The organism is Actinomadura luzonensis, assembly GCF_022664455.2.
Taxonomy (GTDB): Bacteria; Actinomycetota; Actinomycetes; order Streptosporangiales; family Streptosporangiaceae; genus Nonomuraea; species Nonomuraea luzonensis.
The window spans coordinates 1,043,944-1,066,372 of sequence record NZ_JAKRKC020000001.1 but is presented as its reverse complement, the minus strand read 5'-3'; the positions used below and the strand labels follow the sequence as shown (position 1 = coordinate 1,066,372).

The window sequence follows — 22,429 nt, the reverse complement described above, 5'->3', positions numbered from 1 at the left end:
TCCGGTCCGATTCCCGCCTCGTCTGCAGGGCGCCCGCGCGTGGGGCGCCCGGGGGAGAACGTGTGGCAGTGTCCTCGAGCAACCCTACGACCCAGCCGGCCAAGCGTACCTACGTGCTCGACACGTCGGTCCTCCTGGCCGACCCGGCGGCCCTGACCCGCTTCGCCGAGCACGACGTGGTTCTGCCGATCGTCGTGATCACCGAGCTGGAAGGCAAGCGACACCATCCAGAGCTCGGTTATTTCGCCAGGCAGGCCCTGCGTTATCTCGACGATCTGCGGATCAAGCACGGCAGGCTCGACGAGCCCATGCCGACGCCGACGGGGGACGGCACGCTCAGGGTTGAGCTCAATCACAGCGATCCTTCCATCCTGCCCGTCGGGTTCCGCCTCGGCGACAACGACACGCGCATCCTCACGGTGGCCCGTCACCTGGCCGCCGAGGGCTGCGACGTCGTGCTGGTCTCCAAGGACCTGCCCATGCGGGTCAAGGCGGCCTCCATCGGCCTGACCGCCGAGGAGTACCGCGCCGAGCTGGTGCACGAGTCGGGCTGGACCGGGATGGCCGAGATCCAGGTCACCGCCGAGGACGTCGAGACGCTCTTCGAGCACGGCACGGCCGACATCGAGGAGGCCAGGGAGCTGCCCACGCACACCGGGCTGCGGCTGCTGTCGGCCAGGGGCTCGGCGCTCGGCCGGGTGCTGCCGGACAAGTCGGTGCGCCTGGTGCGCGGCGACCGCGAGGTGTTCGGCCTGCACGGCCGCTCCGCGGAGCAGCGCATCGCGCTCGACCTGCTGATGGACCCGGAGATCGGCATCATCTCGCTGGGCGGCCGGGCCGGCACCGGCAAGTCGGCGCTGGCGCTCTGCGCGGGGCTGGAGGCCGTCCTGGAGCGCCGCCAGCACCGCAAGGTGGTCGTCTTCCGCCCGCTCTACGCCGTCGGCGGCCAGGAGCTCGGCTACCTGCCGGGCACCGAGGGCGAGAAGATGGGCCCGTGGGCGCAGGCGGTCTACGACACGCTGGGCGCGGTCACCACGCCCGAGGTGATCGAGGAGGTGCTCGACAGGGGCATGCTGGAGGTGCTCCCGCTGACGCACATCCGCGGCCGCTCGCTGCACGACGCGTTCGTGATCGTGGACGAGGCCCAGTCGCTGGAGCGCGGGGTGCTGCTGACGGTGCTGAGCCGGATCGGCGCCAACTCGCGGGTCGTGCTCACCCACGACATCGCCCAGCGCGACAACCTGCGGGTCGGCCGGCACGACGGCGTGGTGGCGGTGGTGGAGAAGCTGAAGGGCCATCCGCTGTTCGCGCACGTGACGCTGACCCGCTCCGAGCGCTCGCCGATCGCCGCGCTGGTCACCGAGATGCTGGAGGACATCACGATGTAGCGCCGCGCAGATCGCCGCAGGTGTACCGCCCCTCGTCCTTCGGGGGGCGGTTCTCGTTGTCCCGGACGATCTTGACCTGCTCGTACGCCGCGTCCTGCTGCGCCGTGCAGACGATCTGCGCCTTGGCGAGGTCGCTCAGCGTGCCCTCGCCCCGGATGTAGACCGTCAGCGTCAGCGTGCGCGGGAGCTGCATCTCGTCGCGCTGCACTGGGTTGAGCGAGTCCTTGGTCCGCAGGTACGTGAACCCGCGCAGCGCCGTCTCCCGGTCGCCGAGCGGCTGCGAGGAGGCGTCGAACAGCGCGCCGAGCAGGCTCTCCACGGTGTCGTCGCCGACGTCGGCCGGCTCCAGCGCGAGCTTGCCGTCCCGGATCAGGTAGATCGTCTTGGACGGCGGCGGGATCCTGATGGTGGGCGCGTTGCCCCGGTCCTGCACGTCGGTGGGCGAGATGCCGCAGGCGGCGGCGGCCAGCGGGGCGAGGAGGGCGAGGAGGGCGAGGACGGCTCTCATGAGTGCGGCAGCCAGACCGTGAAGAGGGTCCCGGGGTCCTGGGCGCGCACGGAGATGGTGCCGCCGTGCAGGTGCACGTTCGCGCGGGCGATGGCCAGGCCGAGGCCGCTGCCCTGGCTGCGGGCCCGGCCCGCGCCGGCCTTGAAGAAGCGGTCGAAGACGTGCGGCAGCGCCTCGCGCGGGATGCCCCTGCCGTGGTCGCGCACCTTGACCTCCAGCCCGTTCTCCGTGCTCCTGGCGTTGACCACGACCGGGGGGCCGCCGTGCTTGAGCGCGTTGCCGACGAGGTTGGCCACGATCACGTCGAACCTCCTCGGGTCGAGGTTGGCGGTCAGCCCCTGGGAGGCGTTGACCTTGACCTGATCGCTCCAGCCGCGCGTCTCCAGGCAGTCGGCGATGGCGTCGGCCACGTTGACCGGCTCCAGGTTGAGCGTGGCGGTGCCGGCGTCGAAGCGGCTGATCTCGATGAGGTGCTCGACCAGCTCGCGCAGCCGCTCGATCTCCCGCAGCACCAGCCGGACGGCCTCCGCGGGCGCCTCGGGCAGCCGGCTGGCCTCCTCCGACAGCACGTCGGCCACGGCCGTCATGGCGGTCAGCGGCGTGCGCAGCTCGTGCGAGACGTCGGCCACGAACCGGCGCGACATGGCCTCCAGCGAGCGCAGCTCGGACACGCTCAGCTCCAGCGCGGCGGCGGCGTCGTTGAAGCGGGCGGTCAGCCCGGCCAGCTCGTCCTGGCCGTGGACCGGCAGGCGGGTGTCCAGCCGGCCCTCGCCGAGCGCCTGGGCCGCGGCGCTCAGCCGGCGCACCGGCAGCAGCACCTGGCGGGCCGACAGCAGCGCCACGACCAGGGCGATCACCACGATGGCGATGCCGCCCTGGAAGAGCCGCACGCGCAGGGTGTCGAGCTGGCTCACGTCGGCGCGCATGGGGAAGAAGACGAAGGCGCGCAGGCCGGTGGCCTCGGGCACGCCGCTGGCGTCCCGGTAGACCTCGGCGCCGACGATCAGCCACAGCTCGTTCCTGATGACCCGGCGCTGGGTCACGACGCTCTGCTTGGCCCGCCCGTACAGCTCGTTGGGCACGTCGCCGAGCGTCATCGGGCCGGTGACCGAGACCAGGTCGCCGTACTCGACCACCACGCCGCGGCCGGGTGCGCTGAGCGTCTGGGCCAGCCGGTTCAGCTCGTTGGTGGTGGGCGCGGCCTCGCCCGGCCGCAGCCGGCCGACGGGGAAGTCGACGCCGCCGAGCTCGCGGGTGACCAGGTCCATCGAGGTGCGCTCGGTCCTGGTGACCAGCGCGGTCTTGGCCAGCTCGAAGCCGATCGTCGCCACCAGCGTGGACGCGGTGACGGCGACGAGCGTGAACGTGATGACCAGGCGGGCGCGCAGCCCGGTCGGCAGCGGGATCACGGAGGGCTGAACCGGTAGCCGAAGCCGCGCACGGTGTGGATGAAGACGGGCTCGGCGGGCTTCGGCTCGATCTTGGCCCTGATGCGCTGCACGCAGGCGTCCACCAGCCGGGAGTCGGCGATGTGGGTGTGGTCCCAGACGGCGCGCAGCAGGTAGCGGCGGTTGAGCACCTGGCCGGGGTGGCGGACCAGCTCCAGCAGCAGCCGCAGCTCGGTCGGCGTCAGGTGGATCTCCTTGCCGGCCAGCGTGACCTTCAGCGCGCCGCGGTCGATGACGAGGTCGCCGAAGGTGATGCGGTCGGAGGCGGCCGACTCGGCGCGGCGCAGGATGGCCCGGATGCGCGCGTCCAGCACCCGGGGCTCGACGGGCTTGACCACGTAGTCGTCGGCGCCGGCCTCCAGGCCGACGACGATGTCCAGGTCGTCGCCCCTGGCGGTGAGCAGGATGACGGGGAGCTGGTCCAGCTTGCGCACCCGGCGGCACACCTCGACGCCGTCGATGCCGGGGAGCATGACGTCGAGGATGGCGATCTCCGGGCGGCGGGCCCTGATGTGGTCGAGGGCCTCCTCGCCGGTCGCGTACGACGTGACCGAGTGCCCCTGCCGGGTCAGCGCCAGCTCCAGAGCGGTGCGGACCGAGGGGTCGTCTTCGACGAGAAGGATGCCTGCCACGCGCACATTATTATTCCATGTCCCGTATAGCCGGGTTGTGTCACCAAACTGTGACGTCAAGTTGAAGCGATCGGGAAGATGCGCCGACACCCTGAAAGCGGCTTCCCTTCGGTCAACGGGGGCACGAAGGGGAGTCCCTATAGTGTGATCAATGTCACAGTATCCCGAAATGCCGCGCTAACGTGCTGGTTAGGCAAGGGAACACCAAGCGATTACCGCGTTTCGGTTGCGCAGCACCCCCCATGACAGGGCAAGCTCAGGGATCGTGAGTCCCGGTCCGCGTTTGAGTGAGCGCCCCCCTGCAACCGATGTCCCCTCGGCGCGCCGGCAGAGGCGCCGCGTCAAGCCGAAGACCGTCGTCATCACGGTCGTCGCGGTGGCCGTCGTGGGCGGCGGCGGCACCTTCATCGCGCTGCGCGCCATCGACAACGCGAACAAGCCGGTGACGCCCGCGTTCACGATCGAGGACATGGGCAAGCTCGCCAGCGGCGAGCTGTCGGCCCCCGACCCCGAGACCGACGCGCTCAAGGCGGCGGCCGAGCGGGCCTACCGGGCCGCCCAGCTCAAGAAGAACCGCGACGGGGCCGGCGACCACGAGGACGAGCTGTCGTGGGTGGTGCCCAAGAAGGCGCCCGGCGGCGACGGCTTCCCCGCCAGGAACTTCCCGCCCGGCAGCGACCCCTCGCCCGGCAGCAACAAGGCCACCGCCAAGGCCTTGCTGGCGAGCTTCGGCTTCGGCGCCGACCAGTGGGGCTGCCTGGAGGCGCTCTGGCAGAAGGAGAGCGGCTGGAACGAGCGGGCCATGAACCGCTACTCCGGCGCGTACGGCATCCCGCAGTCCCTGCCCGGCAGCAAGATGGCGAGCGCGGGCGCCGACTGGCAGACCAACGCCGCCACCCAGATCAAGTGGGGCCTCGGCTACATCAAGGGCCGCTACGGCACGCCCTGCGGCGCCTGGGGCCACTCGCAGTCCACCGGCTGGTACTAGCCCCCAAGGGGACGTTGGGCAAGGTCAACTTTCCTCCTGCAATCGGCAAGCCGTCACGTCAGGACCGGCGGGCGGGGCACAGGCTGGCCGCATGGGTGTGAAGGTCAGTGTGATCGTCAATGTCTGCAATCCGGGTGACGTCGCGGACGCGTGCATCCGCTCCGCCATGGAGCAGACGATGCCCGCCGACGACTTCGAGGTGCTGCTCGTGGACGACGGGTCCACGGACGGCACGGCCGAGCGCCTGGACGCCATAGCCGGGGCCCGCGCCAACGTGCGGGCGCTGCACCTGCCGTACACCGGCTCGCCCTCGCGCGGCCGCAACGTGGGGCTGGCCGGCGCCCAGGGCGACTACGTCTTCTTCCTCGACCAGGGCGACCGCCTGGAGCGCGACGCCCTGGCCCGCATGTACGAGCGGGCCGTCGAGACCGACGCCGACGTGCTGATCGGCCGCCTGGTGCGCGACCACGGCCCGCCGATGATCGCCTTCGCGCGCAGCACCGCCCGCGCCGACATCCTGCGCGACCGCCTGCTCTCCCTGCTCGGCCCCCAGCAGCTCTACCGCCGCGCCTTCCTGGAGGAGCACGAGCTGGGCTTCGCCGTGGCCGGCGGGCGGCTGGCCGAGCAGGCGTTCGTCATGCGGGCCTACCTCCAGGCCAAGGTCATCGCGGTGCTCGCCGAGCACGTCTGCTGCCACCTCGGCGAGCGGCCGCCGGCCGCCGAGGACCCGCACGCGATGGTGCAGGAGCTGCGGACGCTGCTCGACGACATCGACACCTACGTCGGCGAGGGCCGCCAGCGCGACCGCATGTACGCCTACTGGTACCGCTACGCCGTCCTGCGCCCGCTGCTGACCAGCAGGTTCGCCGACTCCTCCGTGGACCGGGGCCGGCACTTCCGGCTGGTCCAGGACCTCATGAAGGAGCGCTTCCCCGAGAAGCTGGACCGCCACCTGCCCGTCCAGCTCCGCGCGGTCGCCGCGTTCGTGCGGATGGGCCGCCTGGACCAGATCGTGCTGATGTCCAACTCCACGCGCCGCGGCGGCCTCCGCTCCGAGCTGACCGAGGTGCGCTGGGACGCGCACGTCCTGGTGCTCGAGCTCACCGTCGAGGTCAAGGGCGGCGACGGCCGGCCCGACCGCTACCGCGTGGAGGGCCCGCGCCTGCACTGGATGCCGCCGCGCTCCATCGACGCCAAGCTGCTGCACCCCAGCGTCACCAACGTCAGCGAGGCCGTCGAGCGGGCCCGCATCGAGGTCTACGTGCGCCACGCCGAGACCGGCGTCATCCACTTCCTGCCGCTCGCCCAGCGCGTCGAGGTCGTCCCCGACGGCCGCCGCCGGGCCCGCGTGCAGATCAAGGCGGAGGCCCGCATCGACGTGACCGCCGCCGCCCTCGGCGAGCCGCTGCAGCCCGGCCACTGGGAGGTGCACGTGCGCATGTACGGCGGCGCCAACCAGGCGCGCAGCCGGGTGCGGAGGCCCGAGGGCCCGCTCAACTGCCTCGGCGTGCTGGCCCAGCGGCCCCGGATGCGGCTCGTCGTGCCCTGCTGGTCCGACCAGGGGGAGCTGGGGCTCGCCGTCGAGCCCCGCTCGTTCGCCGAGTCGATCGCGCTGGTGTCGTCGGGGGCCGAGGTCAAGCAGCTCGACGGGCACGCCTACGTCGTGCTGCCGGTGCCGTACGTGCCGCCGAGCGGCGGCCCGCCGCTGGAGCTGGTGCTGCGCAGCACCCGGCGCGGCCGCGAGCGCGAGGTGAGCGCCCCGGCGCTGGCCGAGGCCGGGGTGCCGGGCAAGCTCGCCGGGCAGCTCGTGGCCAAGCTGCCGGTGCGGCGCGTCTGGCCGGCCGCCGACCACCTCGGGCCGGGCGGCTGGCTGGCCTTCCTGCGCTCCGCCGAGGAGGAGGTCGGGCTGCGCTTCGCGCTGAGCGTGCGCAGGGGGCGGGTGCAGGTGCGCCCGTCCGCGGCCGTGGACCCGCAGCGGCCCTCGCCGCTCGGCCGCGACACCGCGCTGCATCGGCTCGGCCGGCGGGTGCCCGGCGCGCGGCACATCGTGCGCCTGGCGCGCGCGGGCAGGCACCGCTACCTCACCTGACCCAGCCCTCCAGCTCCTCGAACGCGTCGCGGAAGGCGGGCAGCATCGGCCTGAGCCGGTCGGGGTAGAGGTCGACCAGGCTGTCGAGGTGGTTGCCGCCCTCGATCCGGTGGTAGCGGAACGGCCGGTGCGGGCCGACCATCTTCGCGTACACGTCGGAGTCGCGGGAGATGGGCAGCAGCGTGTCGAGCGTGCCGTGGATCGTGATGAGCGGCTTCGTGATGCGGCCGGTCAGGGCGATCTTGGCCATCGCCGCGTACGGCTTGCGCGCGGCGTAGTCGTAGTCGGCCGGGGCGCCCTGGTAGGACGGGTCCAGCTCCTTCTGGTAGAGCTGCTGGGTGAGCTCCCAGTAGTACTGCCGGTGGAAGGGCCACAGGAACTCCGACCCGGCCGCGAACCCGGCCGCCCGCACCCCTGCCTCGTCCGGGTACGCCTTCAGCGCCGGCGGCAGGAAGGTCAGCAGGTTGTCGCCCTTGAGCCGCCAGAGCGTGCCCTCCCAGTCCACGCCGCCGTCGTAGAGCCGGCCGCGGTTCTCCAGCTGCCACCTCACCAGGTAGCCGCCGTTGGAGATGCCGGCCGCGAACGTGCGCGCCGGCTGCCTGCCGTACCGCTGGCGGACCACGGCCTTGGCGGCGACGGTGAGCTGGGTGACGCGGTGGTTCCACTCGGCGATGGCGTCGCCCGGCTCGCGGCCGTCCTCGTGGAAGGCGGCGCCGACGTTGCCCTTGTCGGTGGCGGCGAAGGCGTAGCCCTTGGCCAGCACCCAGTCGGCGATCGTGTAGTCGTTGGCGTACTGCTCCCGGTTGCCCGGGGTGCCGCTGACCACCAGGCCGCCGTTCCAGCGGTCGGGGAGCCTGATCACGAACTGGGAGTCGTGGTTCCAGCCGTGCGTGGCGTTGCCGGTGGAGGTGTCGGGGAAGTAGCCGTCGATCTGGGTGCCGGGCACGCCGGTCGGGTTGACCGTGGCGGCCGAGTGCAGGCCCGCCCAGTCGGCGGGGTCGGTGTGGCCGGTGGCCGTGGTGCCGGCCGTGGTCAGGTCGTCCAGGTGGGCGACGACCTGCTTCTCCGCGCCGGGCACGGTGAGCCGCGACTGCTGCGCGGGCTGCGCGGGCGTGAGCAGGCTCGCGACGAGGGTGAGGGCGACCAGCATCACGCCTCCTTCAGGTGCGCGGCCAGCAGGCGGCCGAACTCGTCCGGGTGCTCCAGGTGCGGGCTGTGGCCGCAGTCGTCCAGCACCGCCTCCCGGTACCGGCCGTAACGCTCCAGCACCGCCCTGGTCTGCGTCACCATCGGCTGGGCCGGCGTGCCGGGGGAGCCGGGCACCACGCCGAGCGCGCCGAGGTGGGCCAGGTCGAACAGGGACGTGTCGGAGACGATCACGTCGTCGGCGCCCCTGATCCACAGGATCGGCGGCTTGGGGTCGATCTCCGGCAGGTCGTCGAGCCGGAAGTAGGTCGGCGCCATGGTGTTGAGCACCCCGCTCTTGCCCGGCGCGACCCCCGGCCAGGCGGCCGAGGTGACGGCGTCGCCCGGGTAGTGGAACTCGCCGGTGCGGGTGGTCAGCATGGCGCGGACGTAGTGGTCCTCGTCAGGGACGGGATTCTTGACGTAGGAGGCGCGGAAGACGTTGCGCGGCGAGGTGGGGGCCTCGTCCGACAGGTCGCCGGCCCGCAGCCGGGCCACGAAGTCGGGGTTCGCCCCGCCGGCGCCGGCGCCCGTGCCGTCGGGGTGGGTGAGCCGGCCGTCCGGGCCCTCCGTGCCGCCGAAGCCGTACGGGGAGACCGGGTTGACCAGGGTGACGCTGCGCACCACGGCCGGGCGGTCGCGCAGGGCCTGCAGCACGACGCCGCCGCCCATGCTCCAGCCGACCAGGTGCACCCGCTCCGCGCCCAGGGCCTCGACCAACTCCAGCACGTCGTCGGAGTAGTCGCGCAGGCCGCGGGTGGCGTCCACGGGGGCGGGGTCGGTGTCGCCGAAGCCGCGCAGGTCCACGGCGAGCGGGCGGTAGCCGTCCGGCAGGGCCGCCATCGCGTCGCGCCAGAAGGCGGATGAGGAGACGTTGCCGTGCACGAACAGCACGGGCTCGCCGGTGTCCCTGCCCGGGACGGTCAGGACGTTCTGGGTGAGGCGGGGGGTGGTGACTCTCATCGCACGTGGGTCCTCTCGGCCAGGTCGCGGCCCTGCGTCTCCCGCGCAGCGTAGACCGCGCCCAGCGTCAGCACCGCGGCCAGGCCGAGGTAGACGGAGATGGGCAGGCTGCTGTCGTACACCTTCAGCAGCCACACGGCGATGATCGGGGCGAGGGCGCCCGCCACGATCGCCGAGAGCTGGGCGCCGATCGACACGCCGGTGTAGCGCATCCTGGTGCCGAACAGCTCGGAGAAGAACGCGGCCTGCGGGCCGTACATCATGCCGTGGAAGAGCAGGCCGACGATCACGGCGAGGGTGATCGCGAAGATGTTGCCGGTGTCCACCAGCGGGAAGAACGCGAAGATCCACACCCCGATGCCGGCCGCGCCGGCCAGGTAGATCGGGCGGCGGCCGACCCGGTCCGACAGCGCGCCCCACATCGGGATCGTCACGAAGTGCACGGCCGAGGCGATGAGCACCGCGGTCAGCACGGTCGAGTTGGCGACGCCGGTGCTCTTGGCGTAGGTGATGACGAAGACGGTCAGCAGGTAGAAGGAGATGTTCTCGGCCAGGCGGGCGCCGATGGCGACGAGCACGTCCTTCCAGTGGTGCATCAGGACGCCCACGATCGGCGCCCTGGGCTCCGGCGGGGCCTGCTGGAAGACCGGCGACTCGGAGATCGTCAGCCGGATCCACAGGCCGATCAGCACCAGCACCCCGGACAGCAGGAACGGCACCCGCCAGCCCCACGCCAGGAACGCCTCGTCCGACTGCCAGGCGGCCAGCATCGCCAGCACGCCGGTCGCCAGCAGGTTGCCGCCCGGCGCGCCGGCCTGCGGCCAGGAGGCCCAGAAACCGCGGCGGGCGTCGTCGCCGTGCTCGGAGACGATCAGCACCGCGCCGCCCCACTCGCCGCCGAGCGCGAAGCCCTGCACCAGGCGCAGCGCCGTCAGCAGCAGGGCGGCGGACGGGCCGAGCGTCGCGTACGTCGGCAGGCAGCCGATGAGGAACGTCGCCGTGCCCATCATCAGCAGGCTGATGACCAGCAGCGTCTTGCGGCCCAGCCGGTCGCCGAAATGGCCGAAGACCAGGCCGCCGAGCGGGCGGGCGATGAAACCGACGGCGAAGGTGAGGAACGACAGCAGCGTGCCGGTCAGCGGATCGGACCCGGGGAAGAAGAGCTTGTTGAACACGAGCGCGGCTGCCGAGCCGTACAGGAAGAAGTCGTACCACTCGATGGTGGTGCCGATCAGGCTCGCGGCGACGATCTTCTTGATGGAAGTGGCCATGCCGGTCACGGTAAGGAGTGACCGGCGTCACTCATATGGAGTCCGGGCCCACAGTCTGCTGGATGGATGTGTGGCCGAGCCGGTGCAGCCGCAGCGCAAGCTGGAGCTCCAGGGCGCGTTCGGGCTCCTGCCAGCCGTCGCCGAGCAGCCGCCCGACCCGCTCCAGCCGCTGCGTCACCGTGTTCACGTGGATGTGCAGCGCCTCCGCCGTGCGCGACGGCGAGCCGCCGGTGCCGAAGTACGCCGACAACGTGTCGGCCAGCGCCGTGCCGCGCCGCGCGTCGTAGTCGATCACCGCGCCCAGCACCCGGTCCACGAAGCCGCGCACGTCGCGGCCCTCCCCGACGAGCAGCCCGACGAAGCCCAGCTCGGCCGCGCTCGCCCCGTCGCCGGCCCGGCCCAGCGCGATCAGCGCCTCCGCGCACCGGCGGGCCTCCTGGTAGGCGGCGGCGACCGTCCCCGTCGTCACCGGGGAGGCGCCGGCCGTCGCCGGCGCGCCCAGCGACGCGCTCAGCTCCGCCGCCACCCGCCCCGCCAGCGCCCCCGCGTGCTCGCCCGGCAGCAACAGCACCACCTCGTCACCCCGGCCCGCCGCCAGCCCGTGCCTGATCGCCGCCTGCGACGACGCCCAGAACGCCGCCCGCTCCCGCTGCCCGCCGTGCTTGACCACCACCACGACGTGCGGCGCGCCCAGGTCCACCCCGAGCCGCCGCGCCCGGTCGGCCAGGCCGGGGGAGCCCGGCCGGGCGATCAGGTCGTCCAGCAGCTCGCCGCGCACCCGGCCCTCCGCCTCGGCCACGCTCCGCCGGAACAGCAGCAGCAGCGCGCACACCAGCGCCGCCCGCTCCAGGATCCGCTCGTCGGCGTCGTCGCTGCGCAGCAGGAGCGTGCACAACGGCTCGCCGCCGACGTCCACCGACGCCACCAGCAGCTCGCCCCGCCGCACCGTGCGGCCGAGCGCCCGCGACGCCTGCGCCGCCTCGAACACCCCGGCGTCCAGCTCCCCGACGTGCCCCGTGAGCGGCCGGCCCAGGTCGTCCAGGACCGCCAGCGAGCCGCCCAGCACGTCCGTCACCACGGCCGCCACGTCCTCGATGCCGCCGCCGCGCAGCACCAGCGAGGTCATCCGGTCGTGCGCCAGCGCCGCCCGCTCCACCGCCTCGCCGTGCTCCCGCAGCGCGCGGTGGGCCTGCGACAGCTCCTCCAGCGCGTTCCTGGTCTCCTGCAGCAGCCGCGCGTTGTCGATCGCCACCGCCGCGTGCGCCGCGAGGCTCGCCAGCAGCGACACCTCCTCCTGGTGGAACGGCCGGGCGCTGCGGTTGGCCGCCATCAGCACGCCGATCACCCGCTGGCCCAGCCGCAGCGGCACGCCGAGGATCGCGACCAGGCCCTCCTCCTTGACCGCCTCGTCGATGTGGCCCTCGTGCCGGAAACGCGGGTCGGCGAAGTAGTCGGCTGTCGCGTACGGCGTCGCCGTCTGCGCCACCAGCCCGCCGAGGCCCGCCCCCATCGCCAGCCGCAACGCCCGGAACTTCGCCGAGATCGACCCGTCGGTCACCCGCATGTAGGTGTCGCCCCGCTCCGGGTCGTGCAGCGTCATGTACGCGATGTCGGTCGCGAGCAGCTGCCTGGCCCGGTGCACGATCGCCTCCAGGACGGCGTCCAGGTCGCGGAGGGCCGCGAGGTCGCCGGCGGTGTCGTACAGGGCCGACAGCTCCGCCTCGCGCCGGGCGCGGCGGCGCAGCAGCGCGCGCACCTTCAACGCCTCCACCTTGGCCTGCTCCAGCGCCTCGATCTCGGCCGGATCCGCCCCCCGCGCCCGCGCCTCGACGATCGGCCCCTCGAACTCCACCGCCGACGCCTCCCGCGCCAGCAACTCCAAGAAGTGTTTGCTAATGAGCCGTCCACCCTCCGTCCATGGGGAGCGACACGCCGGTGATGAACGAGCCGCTCGGCCCGCACAGGTACGCGACCAGCTCGGCCACCTCCTCCGGCTCGATCAGCCGCTTGACCGCGGCCGGCCGCAGCATGATGTCCTCCACGACCTCCTCGGGCGCGATCCCGTGCACCCGGGCCTGGTCGGCGATCTGCGCCTCCACCAGCCCCGTCCGCACGTACGCCGGGCACACGCACGTCGAGGTCACCCCGTGGGGCGCCCCCTCCAGCGCGACCACCTTGGAGAAGCCCTCCAGGGCGTGCTTGGCCGTCGTGTACGCCGACTTGAACGGCGAGGCCCGCAGCCCGTGCACCGACGAGATGTTGACGAACCTGCCCCAGCCCCGCTCGTACATGCCGGGCAGCACCCGCCGCGCGATGAGGAACGGCGCCTCCACCATGACCCGCAGCATCGCCGCGAAGACGTCCGGCGGGAACTCCTCGATCGGCGCCACGTGCTGGAACCCGGCGTTGTTCACCACGATGTCCACCGGCTCGCCCGGCAGCGCCGCGACGAACCCGGGATCGGCCAGGTCGGCCACCACCGCCGTGCCGCCCACCTCGGCGGCGACCTTCTCGGCGGGCTCGGCCCGCAGGTCCACGACCAGCACCCTGGCGCCGTCGGCGGCCAGCCGGCGGGCGCAGGCCGCGCCGATCCCGCCGCCCGCCCCCGTCACCAGCGCGGTCCGCCCAGTCAGCTCCTTCGCCATACCCCGCACCCTAGGCGCTCCCCGCGCCGGCACGCATGGGTGCAGGCGACATAAGTGTGTGCTGCGCTATGTGGATCAGTGCGTCTGCTATGTTGTCAGCATGATCGCGTATGCGCAGCAGTGGTGGCCCGCCTCCTAGGCGGACCCTCCAGCGCACACGCACACGGCCGCCTCGACGAGGCGGCCGTCGGCATCTGCACGCGCCCCCGTCGAGCATTTCGAGCAGGAAAGGGGCGCTTCCCGTGACCAGCACCGCCGCCAAGAGCACCGCCAAGACGTCTGCCGAGAGCACCGCCAAGACCGCCGCAGCCGCCGGCCCCGGAGGCGAGTCCATGGCCGGGCTCACGACCTGGGCCGAGCTGCTGTCCCTGCTCCTCGACGGCGTGTCGCTCACCGCCCGCCAGGCCGCCTGGGCGATGGAGCGCATCATGGCGGGCGAGGCCACGGACGCCCAGATCGCCGCGTTCGCGGTCGCGCTGCGCGCCAAGGGCGAGAGCGTGCAGGAGGTCGCGGGGCTGGCCGACGGCATGTTGTCCCGGTCGGCGGCGATCCGCGTCTCCGGCGACCCCGTCGACCTCGTCGGCACCGGCGGTGACCGGGCCGACACCGTCAACATCTCCACCATGGCCGCCGTCGTGGCCGCCGCCACCGGCGTCAAAGTCGTCAAGCACGGCGGCCGCGCCGCCTCCTCGCGGTCCGGCGCCGCCGACGTGCTGGAGGAGCTGGGCGTGGTCATCGACCTGCCGCCCGCCGCCGTCGTCGACATCGCCGACGAGATCGGCATCACCTTCTGCTTCGCGCCCGCCTTCAACCCGGCGCTGCGCCGCACCGCCGGGCCGCGCCGCGAGCTGGGCGTCCCCACCGTCTTCAACTTCCTCGCCCCGCTCACCAACCCGGCGCTGCCGCCGGCGCAGGCGGTCGGGGTCTTCCACCAGCAGATGGCGCCCGTCATCGCCGGCGTGCTGGCCGAGCGCGGCGGCTCCGCGCTGGTCTTCCGCGGCAACGACGGGCTCGACGAGCTGACCACGTGCGGCCCCTCGACCGTCTGGGTCGTCCGGCTCGGCGCCGTCACCCGCACCACCTTCGACCCGGCCGACCTCGGCATCGCCCGCGCCCGGCCCGAGGACCTGCGCGGCGGCGACGCCCGGCACAACGCCGAGGTCGCGCGCACCGTGCTCGCCGGCGAGCGCGGGCCCGTGCGCGACGTCGTCCTGCTGAACGCCGCCGCCGCCGTGGTCGCGGCCGACGGCGCGCCGCGGGCCAACGACCTCGTGCCCGCCCTCGCCGGCGCCTACAAGCGGGCCGCCGACGCCGTCGACTCCGGCGCCGCGCTCACCCTGCTCACCCGCTGGGCCCACGCCACCCGCGCCGCCCGCCCGGCCTAGCCCGGCCGGGTCATCGACAGGACGTCGAGCGCGGCGTCGAGCTGCTCCTCGGTCAGCGTGCCGTCGGCCACGTGGCCGCGCTCCAGGACGACCTCGCGGATCGTCTTGCGCTCCGCGAGGGCCTGCTTGGCGATCTTCGCGGCCTCCTCGTAGCCGACGTACCTGTTCAGCGGCGTGACGATCGACGGGGACGACTCGGCGTACTCGCGCAGGCGCTCCACGTTCGCCGTGATTCCCGTGACGCAGCGGTCGGCGAGCAGCCGCGAGACGTTCGCCAGCAGCCGGATCGACTCCAGGATGTTGCGGGCGATCACCGGGAGCTGCACGTTCAGCTCGAAGCTCCCGGACGCCCCCGCGAACGTGATCGCCGCGTCGTTGCCGATGACCTGCGCCGCCACCATGGCCGTGGCCTCGGGGATCACCGGGTTGACCTTGCCCGGCATGATGGACGAGCCGGGCTGCAGGTCGGGCAGGTTGATCTCGCCCAGCCCGGCGCGCGGCCCCGAGCCCATCCACCGCAGGTCGTTGGCGATCTTGTTCAGCGACACCGCCACCACCTTGAGCTGCCCCGACAGCTCCATAATGGAGTCCTGCGCGCCCTGCGCCTCGAAGTGGTCCACCGCCTCGGCGAACGGGATGCCGGTCGCCTCCCGCAGCTTCGCGATGGCCGCCTTGGCGAACCCGGGCGGCGTGTTGATGCCCGTGCCCACCGCCGTGCCGCCCAGCGGCAGCTCCAGCACCCGGTCCATCGCCGCCGTCACCCGCACGACCCCGTGCTCGACCTGCGTCGCGTAGCCGCCGAACTCCTGGCCCAGCGTCACCGGCGTGGCGTCCATCAGGTGCGTGCGCCCCGACTTCACCACGCCCTCGAACTCCGCCGCCTTCGCCCGCAGCGCCTCCGCCAGGTGCCGCAGCGACGGGATCAGGTGGAAGGTCACCTCCGTCGCCGCCGCCACGTGGATCGAGGTCGGGAAGACGTCGTTGGACGACTGGGAGGCGTTCACGTGGTCGTTCGGATGCACCGGACGGCCCAGCCGCTCCTCGGCCAGCGTCGCGATCACCTCGTTGGCGTTCATGTTGGACGAGGTGCCCGAACCGGTCTGGAAGACGTCGATCGGGAAATGCTCGTCGTGCTCGTTGTCCGCCACGTCGGCCGCGGCCTGCGCGATCGCCTCGGCCAGGTCCTTGTCGATCACGCCCAGCTCGCCGTTGACCTCGGCGGCGACCGCCTTGATCAGGCCCAGCGCGGCGATGTGGGACGGCTCCAGCGGCCGCCCCGACACCGGGAAGTTCTCCACCGCCCGCTGGGTCTGCGCGCGCCACCTGGCCCCCGCCGGCACGCGCACCTCACCCATCGAGTCATGTTCGATCCTGAACTCGCTCATGACTCCCAGTCTTACCCCACGGCACCCGCCGGTCAGCGGGGCGTCAGCTGCTGAACAGGGCCACGATGAGGACGGCGATCACGACGGCGGCCGCGGCGGCCACCGCCATGAGGACGAGCATGCCGTTGCGGTTGCCCGGCTGCTTCTGCTCGGGCGGGCCGGCGATGGCGAACAGGTCGGTGCCGAGGCCCTGGCCCTCGAAGGGGACCTGGGGGCCGCCCTGCTGGGGACCGAACTGCGGGCCCGTCTGCTGTTGCTGCTGCGGCTGTTGCGGGCCGGGGCCCGGCGGGGGGCCCTGGGGCGGGAGCTGGTGGGGGGCCGTGTTCGGCTGGCGGCCGGCGGGCGCCGGGGTGGTCGGCGGGTAGACCTGCTGGCCGGGGGAGCCGATCGGGGACTGGATGCGCATCGTGTTGATGGCGCCCTCGTCGGCGGGCTGCTGCGGCGGCGGCGCCGGGTACGGGCCCTTGGGACGGGCGACGCTGACCGTGCGGTCGGGGTCGAAGCCGCCGTCCTGGGAGGCGGGCGGGGGCGAGGGCGGGGAGGCGAACGCGTGGCCCGCGCCCGCACCCGTGCCCGTGCCCGGGCCTGCGCCCGTGCCCGGGCCTGCGCCCGGGCCTGCGCCCGGGCTTTGGGCGGGTGTCCGCTGCGGGCCGGAGTGCGGGCCCGGCTGGGCGCCGGAGTGCGGGGCCGGCTGCCGACCCGGCTGCTGAGCGGCGTGCGGGCCGCGCTGGGGGCCGGTCTGGGGGCCGGTCTGCGGTCCCGGCTGCGGTCCTGGCTGGGGGCCGGCCTGCGGTCCCCGCTGCGGTCCTGGCTGGGGTCCCTGGTGATGGCTCTGGGAGGCGTTCTGCGGCACCGTGGGGGCCTTGGAGCCCGGAACAGGCGGCGCCGCCCCGGCGGGCCCCTGCGGGCGCGGAGCCGGTCCCTGCGGCCCGGCGGCGGCCTGCGGCGCGCCGGCCGGTCTTCCGGAGGGGGTCTGGGGGGTGGCGAACGGGTCGGGCAAAGCGGCCTCCTGCGCCATCAGAGCCTCGGCCGTGAGCACCGGCATCTCGCTCGTCGGGGTGTCGGCGACCATGCGCAGCAGGGTCTCCGCCTTGGCAGCGTTGAGCCGCTGCCGGTAGTCCTTGTTGAGCAGCCCGTTCAGAACGGGCCTGAGCTGCCCCGCCTGGGTGGGCGGGTCGGCGCTCTCGGTGAGCAGCGCCGCCAGCGTCTCGGCGATCGTGGAGCGCTCGTACGCCGGCCGCCCCTCCACCGCGAAGTACAGCGTGGCGCCGAGCGACCAGATGTCCGACTCCGGCCCGGTGTACTCGCCCCTGGCGCGTTCCGGGGCGGTGTAGCCGGGGGAGCCGATCACCATGCCCGTCTTGGTGAGCCGCGAGTCGCCCTCCGCCTTGGCGATGCCGAAGTCGGTCAGCACGACGCGGCCGCTCTCGGTGATGAGCACGTTGCCCGGCTTGACGTCGCGGTGCGTGATGCCCTGGGCGTGCGCGGCGCGCAGCGCGCCGAGCAGGTCGACGCCGATCTCGGCCACGAGCCGGGGCGGCAGCGGCCCCTCCTCCTCGATCACCTGCTCCAGCGAGCGGGCCTCGACGAGCTCCATGATGATCCACGGGCTGCCGTTGTCGATCAGCACGTCGTGGATGGCGGCGACCGACGGGTGGTTGATCCGTGCGGCGATGCGGCCTTCGCGCACCATGCGTTCGCGCAGCTCGGTCCGCTGTTCCTCGGTGAGCCCGGGGTCCTGGCGGATTTCCTTGACCGCCACCTCGCGCCCGAGCGCGCGGTCGCGCGCGCGCCACACCGTGCCCATGGTGCCCCGGCCCAGCGGGGCTATGAGCTCGTAGCGCTCCGCGAGCAGGCGTGTCTGCTGTTCCGGCATACGAAGAAGATATCGATTCTCGCTTGGGAAGTGCTTTACCCTCGCTTGCGAAGTTCTCTTGGCCAGAACCGCCGAGGAAGGCACAACTTTATCACCGTGGCTTTCAATCGGGCATAAGCGGAAGGGGCTTCTCGCTGCTCCACCCGCTTGCGATGGACGCCCTCGCCGGGACGCCGTTCCTGCCTGGGCACGTTGACCGCCGCGGTGGCCGTGACGTCCGCCCGGTGCAGCCCGCGGTGCGTGGGCCGGCGCGCGAACGCGGGCGGCGCCATGCCCTGCCCCGATCGCGGCGGCCGGTGCGGGGTCAGCGGCTCCTCCGCCGAGCCGCCGGCCGCGACCCTGGCCAGCATCAGCGAGGCGCGCACCGAGTCGAGGCGGGTCTGTGGATCGATCCTGAGCAGGGCGTCGAGCACCGGCGCGAGCGGCCCGGCCTTGGTCATCGGGATCGGCTCGCCGCTGGTGAGCGCCGCGAGCGCGGCGGCGGCCGTACGGCGGCCGTGCAGGCCGCGGCCCTCGACGGCGGTGTAGAGCGTCGCGCCGAGCGACCACAGGTCGGCGGCGGGGCTGGCCTTGGAGCCGAGCACCCGCTCTGGAGCGATGTAACCCGCGGACCCGAGGACGATGCCCGCCTGGGTGATGGAAACGTCACCTTCGAGTGCGGCCAGCCCGAAGTCGGTGAGCACGGCCCGGTCCTCGGTGACGAGCACGTTGCTGGGCTTGACGTCGCGGTGCAGGATGCCCTTGGCGTGCACGGCGCGCAGCGCGCCGAGGATCTGCCGGCCGATCTCGGCGGCCCGGCGCGGCTCCAGCGGGCCCTCCTCCTGGATGAGCTGCTCCAGCGACTTGGCGCGCAGCAGCTCCATGACGATCCAGGGCCGGTCGTCCTCGGTGACGACGTCGAAGACCGTGATGACGGACGGGTGGGCGACCATCGCGGTGGCCCGGCCCTCGCGCTCGGTGCGCGCGCACAGCTCGGCGCGCAGCTCCTCGTCGAGCACGGAGGGCAGCCGCACCTCCTTGACCGCGACGTAGCGGTTGAGCAGCTCGTCATGCGCCCGCCAGACGGTGCCCATGCCGCCGCGTCCGACCGGCTCCACAAGCCGATAGCGCGCGGCGAGAAGGTAACCGGAGGGCGCACGCATGCCTGGCAGCTTACCTATTTGTGTAAACCGACCAGTAGAGGCGCGGCCGATAAATTGTTGCGAACTTAAGTCAACCTGCCTGACTCGTCACGTCAGCACATCCACGCCGGGCCTCTGTCCGAAGGTAGTACGAGGGTCCCCCGGGCGTCGAGAGCGCGCGGCCACGGGCTGTGTCGGTCGGCACACTCATGTCGCCCGAAAACGGGCATGATGCCTTGTAGGGGACGTTCAGTTCAAGCGCTGAGCCGCCACCAGGGGAAACAGGGGTCGGTCAGCGACTTGTAAGGGTGCCGTAAGGGGGCGGGGGCATGGTAAAGCCAACAACAAGAGGCAATCGCTCGAGGGCCGCCGAAAGTGTCGGTGCCGATCGTCACACTGGGCGTACGCCACAAGGTACACCGACCAGCAGCACGAGCACCCGAAGGACGTGATGAAGATGCGCCAGACCCAGGTTCGCCGCCGGCCGAGGAAGCCGAGCGCCCAGGCGCTGGACCTTCGCACGCCGTCGGGCCGCAAGCTCCCCTTCTGACCCGTGTCCGACCACGACAAGACCACTGGAGCGCCATCAGAGAGGTGCGCGATGTGCAGTCATTACCCGCTCTGCCCGAGTGCCGACGCCCCTGACCGCGAGGCGTCGCACGTCGTCTCGGCCCACCCCGACCAGGGGTGGAGCCTGCTGTGCAACGGCGTCGTGCTGTTCGACGACACCGGCCTGCTGCTGCCCGACGGCACCATGGTGCCGCCGCACCGGGCGCCCATGCAGCTCGCGGCCTGACCCCTCGTACGCCTGGCCCGACCACCCCCCGCACGCCGAGTGCCGAGCGGCGGGAAACCCCCCATCCCGGTACACCCCCGACGCCGGTGCCGAGCGGCGAGCAGACCCCACCCGGCACCCAGCGGCCACGAGTTCAGCTGCAGCCGATGCTCAGCGGCGGCCGATGCTCAGCACGGGCCCGGTGCGGTCGGTGAAGAAGTCGTCGCCCTTGTCGTCCACCACGATGAAGGCCGGGAAGTCGACCACCTCGATCTTCCACACCGCCTCCATGCCCAGCTCGGGATACTCCAGGACCTCCACCTTCTTGATGCAGTCCTGCGCCAGCCGGGCCGCCGGCCCGCCGATGGAGCCCAGGTAGAAGCCGCCGTACTTCTGGCAGGCCTCGGTGACCTGCTTCGACCTGTTGCCCTTGGCCAGCATCACCATCGAGCCGCCCGCCGCCTGGAAGCGCTCGACGTAGGAGTCCATCCGTCCCGCCGTCGTCGGGCCGAACGAGCCGGAGGCGTACCCCTCGGGCGTCTTGGCCGGGCCCGCGTAGTAGACGGCGTGGTCCTTCAGGTACTGGGGCATCTCGCCGCCGTTGTCCAGCAGCTCGGCGATCTTGGCGTGCGCGATGTCGCGGGCCACGACGAGCGGGCCGGTGAGCGACAGCCGGGTCTTGACCGGATATTTCGTCAGCTCGGCAAGGATCTCCGGCATCGGGCGGTTGAGGTCGATCTGCACCACGTCGTCCGACAGGTGCTCGTCCGTGGTGTCCGGCAGGAACCGCGCCGGGTCCGTCTCCAGCTGCTCCAGGAACACGCCCTCCGGCGTGATCCTGGCGAGAGCCTGCCGGTCCGCCGAGCACGACACCGCGATCGCCACCGGGCAGGACGCCCCGTGCCGCGGCAGCCGGATGACCCGCACGTCGTGGCAGAAGTACTTGCCGCCGAACTGCGCCCCGATGCCCAGCTTCTGCGTCAGCTCGAAGACCTTCGCCTCCATCTCCAGGTCGCGGAAGCCGTGCCCGGCGGGCGAGCCCGCCGTCGGGATCGAGTCGAGGTAGCGGGCGCTCGCGTACTTCGCGGTCTTCAGCGCGTACTCGGCCGAGGTGCCGCCCACCACGATCGCCAGATGGTACGGCGGGCAGGCCGCCGTGCCCAGCGAGCGGATCTTCTCCTCCAGGAAAGCCATCATCCGCTTCTCGTTGAGCACGGCCTTGGTCTCCTGGTACAGGAACGACTTGTTCGCCGAGCCGCCGCCCTTGGCCATGAACAGCAGCTTGTACTCGTCGGGGTGGCCGTGCGGGTCCTCGGCGTACAGCTCGATCTGGGCCGGCAGGTTGTTGCCGGTGTTCTTCTCCTCCCACATGGTCAGCGGGGCCATCTGGGAGTAGCGGAGGTTGAGGCGGGTGTAGGCGTCGTACACGCCGTGCGCGATGTGCTCGGCGTCGCGCCCGTCGGTCAGCACGTGCCGGCCGCGCTTGCCCATGACGATGGCGGTGCCGGTGTCCTGGCACATCGGCAGGACGCCGCCCGCCGAGATGGAGGCGTTCTTCAGCAGGTCGAGCGCCACGAAACGGTCGTTGCCGCTGGACTCGGGGTCCTCGACGATCTTCCTGAGCTGGGCGAGGTGGGAGGCCCGCAGATAGTGGGAGATGTCGTGCACGGCCGTCTCGGTGAGCAGCCGCAGCGCCTCGGGCTCGACCTCGAGGAACGTCCGCCCGGCCGCCTCGACCTTCCGCACCCCCTCCGTCGTGATCAGCCGATACTCGGTCTCATCGGCTCCCAGCGGCAGCAGGTCGGTGTAGTCGAACTCGCCCATGTCCATCCTTTCGTCGCCCTGTAGATTACGCGCCTCCTTCGGCGGCCCGTACGGGCTCCGGGGCGCGCTCACGGGCGGGCGCGGGGGCGGTGAGGCCGATGAGGATGCCGGTGATCACCAGGGCCGCGCCCAGCAGGTCGTACGCGGAGGGCACGGCGACGTCCAGCACCGTCCCGGTGACGATCGCGCCCACCGGGATGAGGCCGGCGAACAGGCCCGCGCGGCCGGGGCCGAGCCGGGGGAGCGCCGTGTACCAGAGGAAGAAGGCGAGCACCGTGATCACGACCGACAGGTAGCCGAAGCCCAGGGCCTCCGGCAGCGTCGGCATCCGGAACATGGCCGTGCCCTCCGCCGCCAGGCCGATGGCCAGCAGCATGGGGACGGCCAGCGTGGTCGAGTACGCCGACACCCGGATCGCCCCCAGCTTGGGCAGCAGCGGGATGGCCAGCAGGGAGAAGGCGACCTCGCCGGCCAGCGCGCCGAGTGACCACAGGAGGCCGGGCAGGGTGCCGCTGCCGAGCCCGGTGGCGAGGGTGGCGCCCGCCACCACCACGGCGGCCCCGATCAGCAGGCGGGGCGCGGGCCGGCCGCCGGCCAGGGCGAGCCACAGGGGCACCGTGCCGAGGACGGTCCCGACCAGGGCGGGGCCGGCGGCGCGGGTGGCCTCGATGACGCACACGTTGAACAGCACCAGGCCGAGCAGGGTGAGAGCGGCGAGGTAGAGGGTCTCGCGTCCGGTCAGCCGGACGAACCGCAGGCCGAGCGGTTTCGTGATGAGGAGCAGGATGACGGCCGCGAGGAGATACCGGACCGCCTGGCCGCCGTATAGGGGGTATGCGCCGATGAGCCCGGAGACTCCGGCCAGGGTTCCCACCAGGAACATGGCCGAGGCGGCGCCGAGGGTGCCGTGCTTCATGTGAAGGATGGTAGGAAGGCAATGGTTCGC

General features: G+C 72.6%; 18 protein-coding genes. 5 read left to right on the top strand and 13 right to left on the bottom strand.

Annotated features, from left to right (window positions below):
- Positions 1–68 precede the first annotated feature (68 nt).
- On the top strand, positions 69–1,388 hold the full coding sequence (phoH2, locus tag MF672_RS04975; protein WP_242376514.1) for an RNA 5'-3' helicase PhoH2: 1,320 nt from the start codon (positions 69–71) through the stop codon (positions 1,386–1,388).
- Here phoH2 and MF672_RS04970 read toward each other — a convergent pair.
- Genes MF672_RS04970 through MF672_RS04960 form a run of 3 tightly spaced genes read right to left on the bottom strand, consistent with a single transcriptional unit; the run spans position 1,378 to position 3,976 of the window.
- On the bottom strand, positions 1,378–1,896 hold the full coding sequence (locus MF672_RS04970) for a hypothetical protein (protein WP_242376477.1): 519 nt from the start codon (positions 1,894–1,896) through the stop codon (positions 1,378–1,380). The genes phoH2 and MF672_RS04970 overlap by 11 nt on opposite strands.
- Positions 1,893–3,305 carry an ATP-binding protein gene (locus MF672_RS04965; protein WP_242376478.1) on the bottom strand — a complete coding sequence of 471 codons (1,413 nt, stop codon included), beginning with the start codon at positions 3,303–3,305 and terminating at the stop codon, positions 1,893–1,895. Before MF672_RS04965 ends, MF672_RS04970 begins: the two co-directional genes overlap by 4 nt.
- Positions 3,302–3,976, bottom strand: a complete 675-nt coding sequence (locus MF672_RS04960) for a response regulator (RefSeq protein WP_242376479.1) — start codon at positions 3,974–3,976, stop codon at positions 3,302–3,304. Before MF672_RS04960 ends, MF672_RS04965 begins: the two co-directional genes overlap by 4 nt.
- Before the next feature lie 376 nt (positions 3,977–4,352).
- Here MF672_RS04960 and MF672_RS04955 point away from each other — a divergent pair, with 376 nt between their 5' ends.
- Positions 4,353–4,964, top strand: a complete 612-nt coding sequence (locus tag MF672_RS04955) for an aggregation-promoting factor C-terminal-like domain-containing protein (protein WP_242376480.1) — start codon at positions 4,353–4,355, stop codon at positions 4,962–4,964.
- Between the two features lie 91 nt (positions 4,965–5,055).
- On the top strand, positions 5,056–7,053 hold the full coding sequence (locus MF672_RS04950) for a glycosyltransferase family 2 protein (RefSeq protein ID WP_242376481.1): 1,998 nt from the start codon (positions 5,056–5,058) through the stop codon (positions 7,051–7,053).
- On the opposite strand, the gene MF672_RS04945 is transcribed toward MF672_RS04950, so the two are convergent.
- Genes MF672_RS04945 through MF672_RS04925 form a run of 5 tightly spaced genes read right to left on the bottom strand, consistent with a single transcriptional unit; the run spans position 7,046 to position 13,117 of the window.
- A complete protein-coding gene (locus MF672_RS04945) occupies positions 7,046–8,203 on the bottom strand; it encodes an alpha/beta hydrolase family protein (RefSeq protein WP_242376482.1) in 1,158 nt (385 codons plus the stop codon). The two genes, MF672_RS04950 and MF672_RS04945, sit on opposite strands and share 8 nt — an antisense overlap.
- Positions 8,203–9,201: an alpha/beta fold hydrolase gene (locus tag MF672_RS04940; RefSeq protein WP_242376483.1), complete on the bottom strand. Its 999-nt coding sequence runs from the start codon at positions 9,199–9,201 to the stop codon at positions 8,203–8,205. The genes MF672_RS04945 and MF672_RS04940 overlap by 1 nt, the downstream gene beginning before the upstream one ends.
- Positions 9,198–10,472, bottom strand: coding sequence for an MFS transporter (locus MF672_RS04935; RefSeq protein WP_242376484.1), 1,275 nt, complete (start codon positions 10,470–10,472; stop codon positions 9,198–9,200). The genes MF672_RS04940 and MF672_RS04935 overlap by 4 nt, the downstream gene beginning before the upstream one ends.
- A 31-nt stretch (positions 10,473–10,503) precedes the next feature.
- Positions 10,504–12,354 (bottom strand): helix-turn-helix domain-containing protein, encoded by a 1,851-nt coding sequence (locus MF672_RS04930; protein WP_242376485.1) that lies wholly within the window; start codon positions 12,352–12,354, stop codon positions 10,504–10,506.
- A 10-nt stretch (positions 12,355–12,364) separates the two neighbouring features.
- A complete protein-coding gene (locus tag MF672_RS04925; protein ID WP_242376486.1) occupies positions 12,365–13,117 on the bottom strand; it encodes a 3-hydroxybutyrate dehydrogenase in 753 nt (250 codons plus the stop codon).
- Positions 13,118–13,449: 332 nt separating this feature from the next.
- Here MF672_RS04925 and trpD point away from each other — a divergent pair, with 332 nt between their 5' ends.
- Positions 13,450–14,502, top strand: coding sequence for an anthranilate phosphoribosyltransferase (trpD, locus tag MF672_RS04920; protein WP_242376515.1), 1,053 nt, complete (start codon positions 13,450–13,452; stop codon positions 14,500–14,502).
- Here the strand turns inward: trpD and MF672_RS04915 are convergent.
- Genes MF672_RS04915 through MF672_RS04905 form a run of 3 tightly spaced genes read right to left on the bottom strand, consistent with a single transcriptional unit; the run spans position 14,499 to position 18,905 of the window.
- Positions 14,499–15,887: a class II fumarate hydratase gene (locus MF672_RS04915; RefSeq protein ID WP_242376487.1), complete on the bottom strand. Its 1,389-nt coding sequence runs from the start codon at positions 15,885–15,887 to the stop codon at positions 14,499–14,501. The genes trpD and MF672_RS04915 overlap by 4 nt on opposite strands.
- 43 nt (positions 15,888–15,930) lie before the next feature.
- On the bottom strand, positions 15,931–17,763 hold the full coding sequence (locus MF672_RS51230; protein WP_302893159.1) for a serine/threonine-protein kinase: 1,833 nt from the start codon (positions 17,761–17,763) through the stop codon (positions 15,931–15,933).
- A 35-nt stretch (positions 17,764–17,798) separates the two neighbouring features.
- The gene (locus MF672_RS04905) at positions 17,799–18,905 is read right to left on the bottom strand and encodes a serine/threonine-protein kinase (RefSeq protein ID WP_242376488.1); all 1,107 of its coding nucleotides are present in this window, start codon (positions 18,903–18,905) and stop codon (positions 17,799–17,801) included.
- Positions 18,906–19,485: 580 nt separating this feature from the next.
- Here MF672_RS04905 and MF672_RS04900 point away from each other — a divergent pair.
- A complete protein-coding gene (locus MF672_RS04900) occupies positions 19,486–19,680 on the top strand; it encodes a DUF5999 family protein (protein ID WP_242376489.1) in 195 nt (64 codons plus the stop codon).
- Between the two features lie 150 nt (positions 19,681–19,830).
- Here MF672_RS04900 and MF672_RS04895 read toward each other — a convergent pair whose 3' ends face one another.
- On the bottom strand, positions 19,831–21,483 hold the full coding sequence (locus MF672_RS04895; RefSeq protein WP_242376490.1) for a fumarate hydratase: 1,653 nt from the start codon (positions 21,481–21,483) through the stop codon (positions 19,831–19,833).
- 25 nt (positions 21,484–21,508) lie between these two features.
- Complete coding sequence (locus MF672_RS04890; RefSeq protein WP_242376491.1) at positions 21,509–22,399, bottom strand: DMT family transporter; 891 nt, start codon at positions 22,397–22,399, stop codon at positions 21,509–21,511.
- Between the last annotated feature and the right edge of the window lie 30 nt (positions 22,400–22,429).

Coding starts and splice junctions, on each gene's coding strand:
- MF672_RS04970 (WP_242376477.1), bottom strand. CDS start 1,896: ATGAGAGCCGTCCTCGCCCTCCTCGCCCTCCTCGCCCCGCTGGCCGCC.
- MF672_RS04950 (WP_242376481.1), top strand. CDS start 5,056: ATGGGTGTGAAGGTCAGTGTGATCGTCAATGTCTGCAATCCGGGTGAC.
- MF672_RS04945 (WP_242376482.1), bottom strand. CDS start 8,203: ATGCTGGTCGCCCTCACCCTCGTCGCGAGCCTGCTCACGCCCGCGCAG.
- MF672_RS04940 (WP_242376483.1), bottom strand. CDS start 9,201: ATGAGAGTCACCACCCCCCGCCTCACCCAGAACGTCCTGACCGTCCCG.
- MF672_RS04935 (WP_242376484.1), bottom strand. CDS start 10,472: ATGGCCACTTCCATCAAGAAGATCGTCGCCGCGAGCCTGATCGGCACC.
- MF672_RS04925 (WP_242376486.1), bottom strand. CDS start 13,117: ATGGCGAAGGAGCTGACTGGGCGGACCGCGCTGGTGACGGGGGCGGGC.
- trpD (WP_242376515.1), top strand. CDS start 13,450: ATGGCCGGGCTCACGACCTGGGCCGAGCTGCTGTCCCTGCTCCTCGAC.
- MF672_RS04915 (WP_242376487.1), bottom strand. CDS start 15,887: ATGAGCGAGTTCAGGATCGAACATGACTCGATGGGTGAGGTGCGCGTG.
- MF672_RS51230 (WP_302893159.1), bottom strand. CDS start 17,763: ATGCCGGAACAGCAGACACGCCTGCTCGCGGAGCGCTACGAGCTCATA.
- MF672_RS04905 (WP_242376488.1), bottom strand. CDS start 18,905: ATGCGTGCGCCCTCCGGTTACCTTCTCGCCGCGCGCTATCGGCTTGTG.
- MF672_RS04900 (WP_242376489.1), top strand. CDS start 19,486: ATGTGCAGTCATTACCCGCTCTGCCCGAGTGCCGACGCCCCTGACCGC.
- MF672_RS04895 (WP_242376490.1), bottom strand. CDS start 21,483: ATGGGCGAGTTCGACTACACCGACCTGCTGCCGCTGGGAGCCGATGAG.
- MF672_RS04890 (WP_242376491.1), bottom strand. CDS start 22,399: ATGAAGCACGGCACCCTCGGCGCCGCCTCGGCCATGTTCCTGGTGGGA.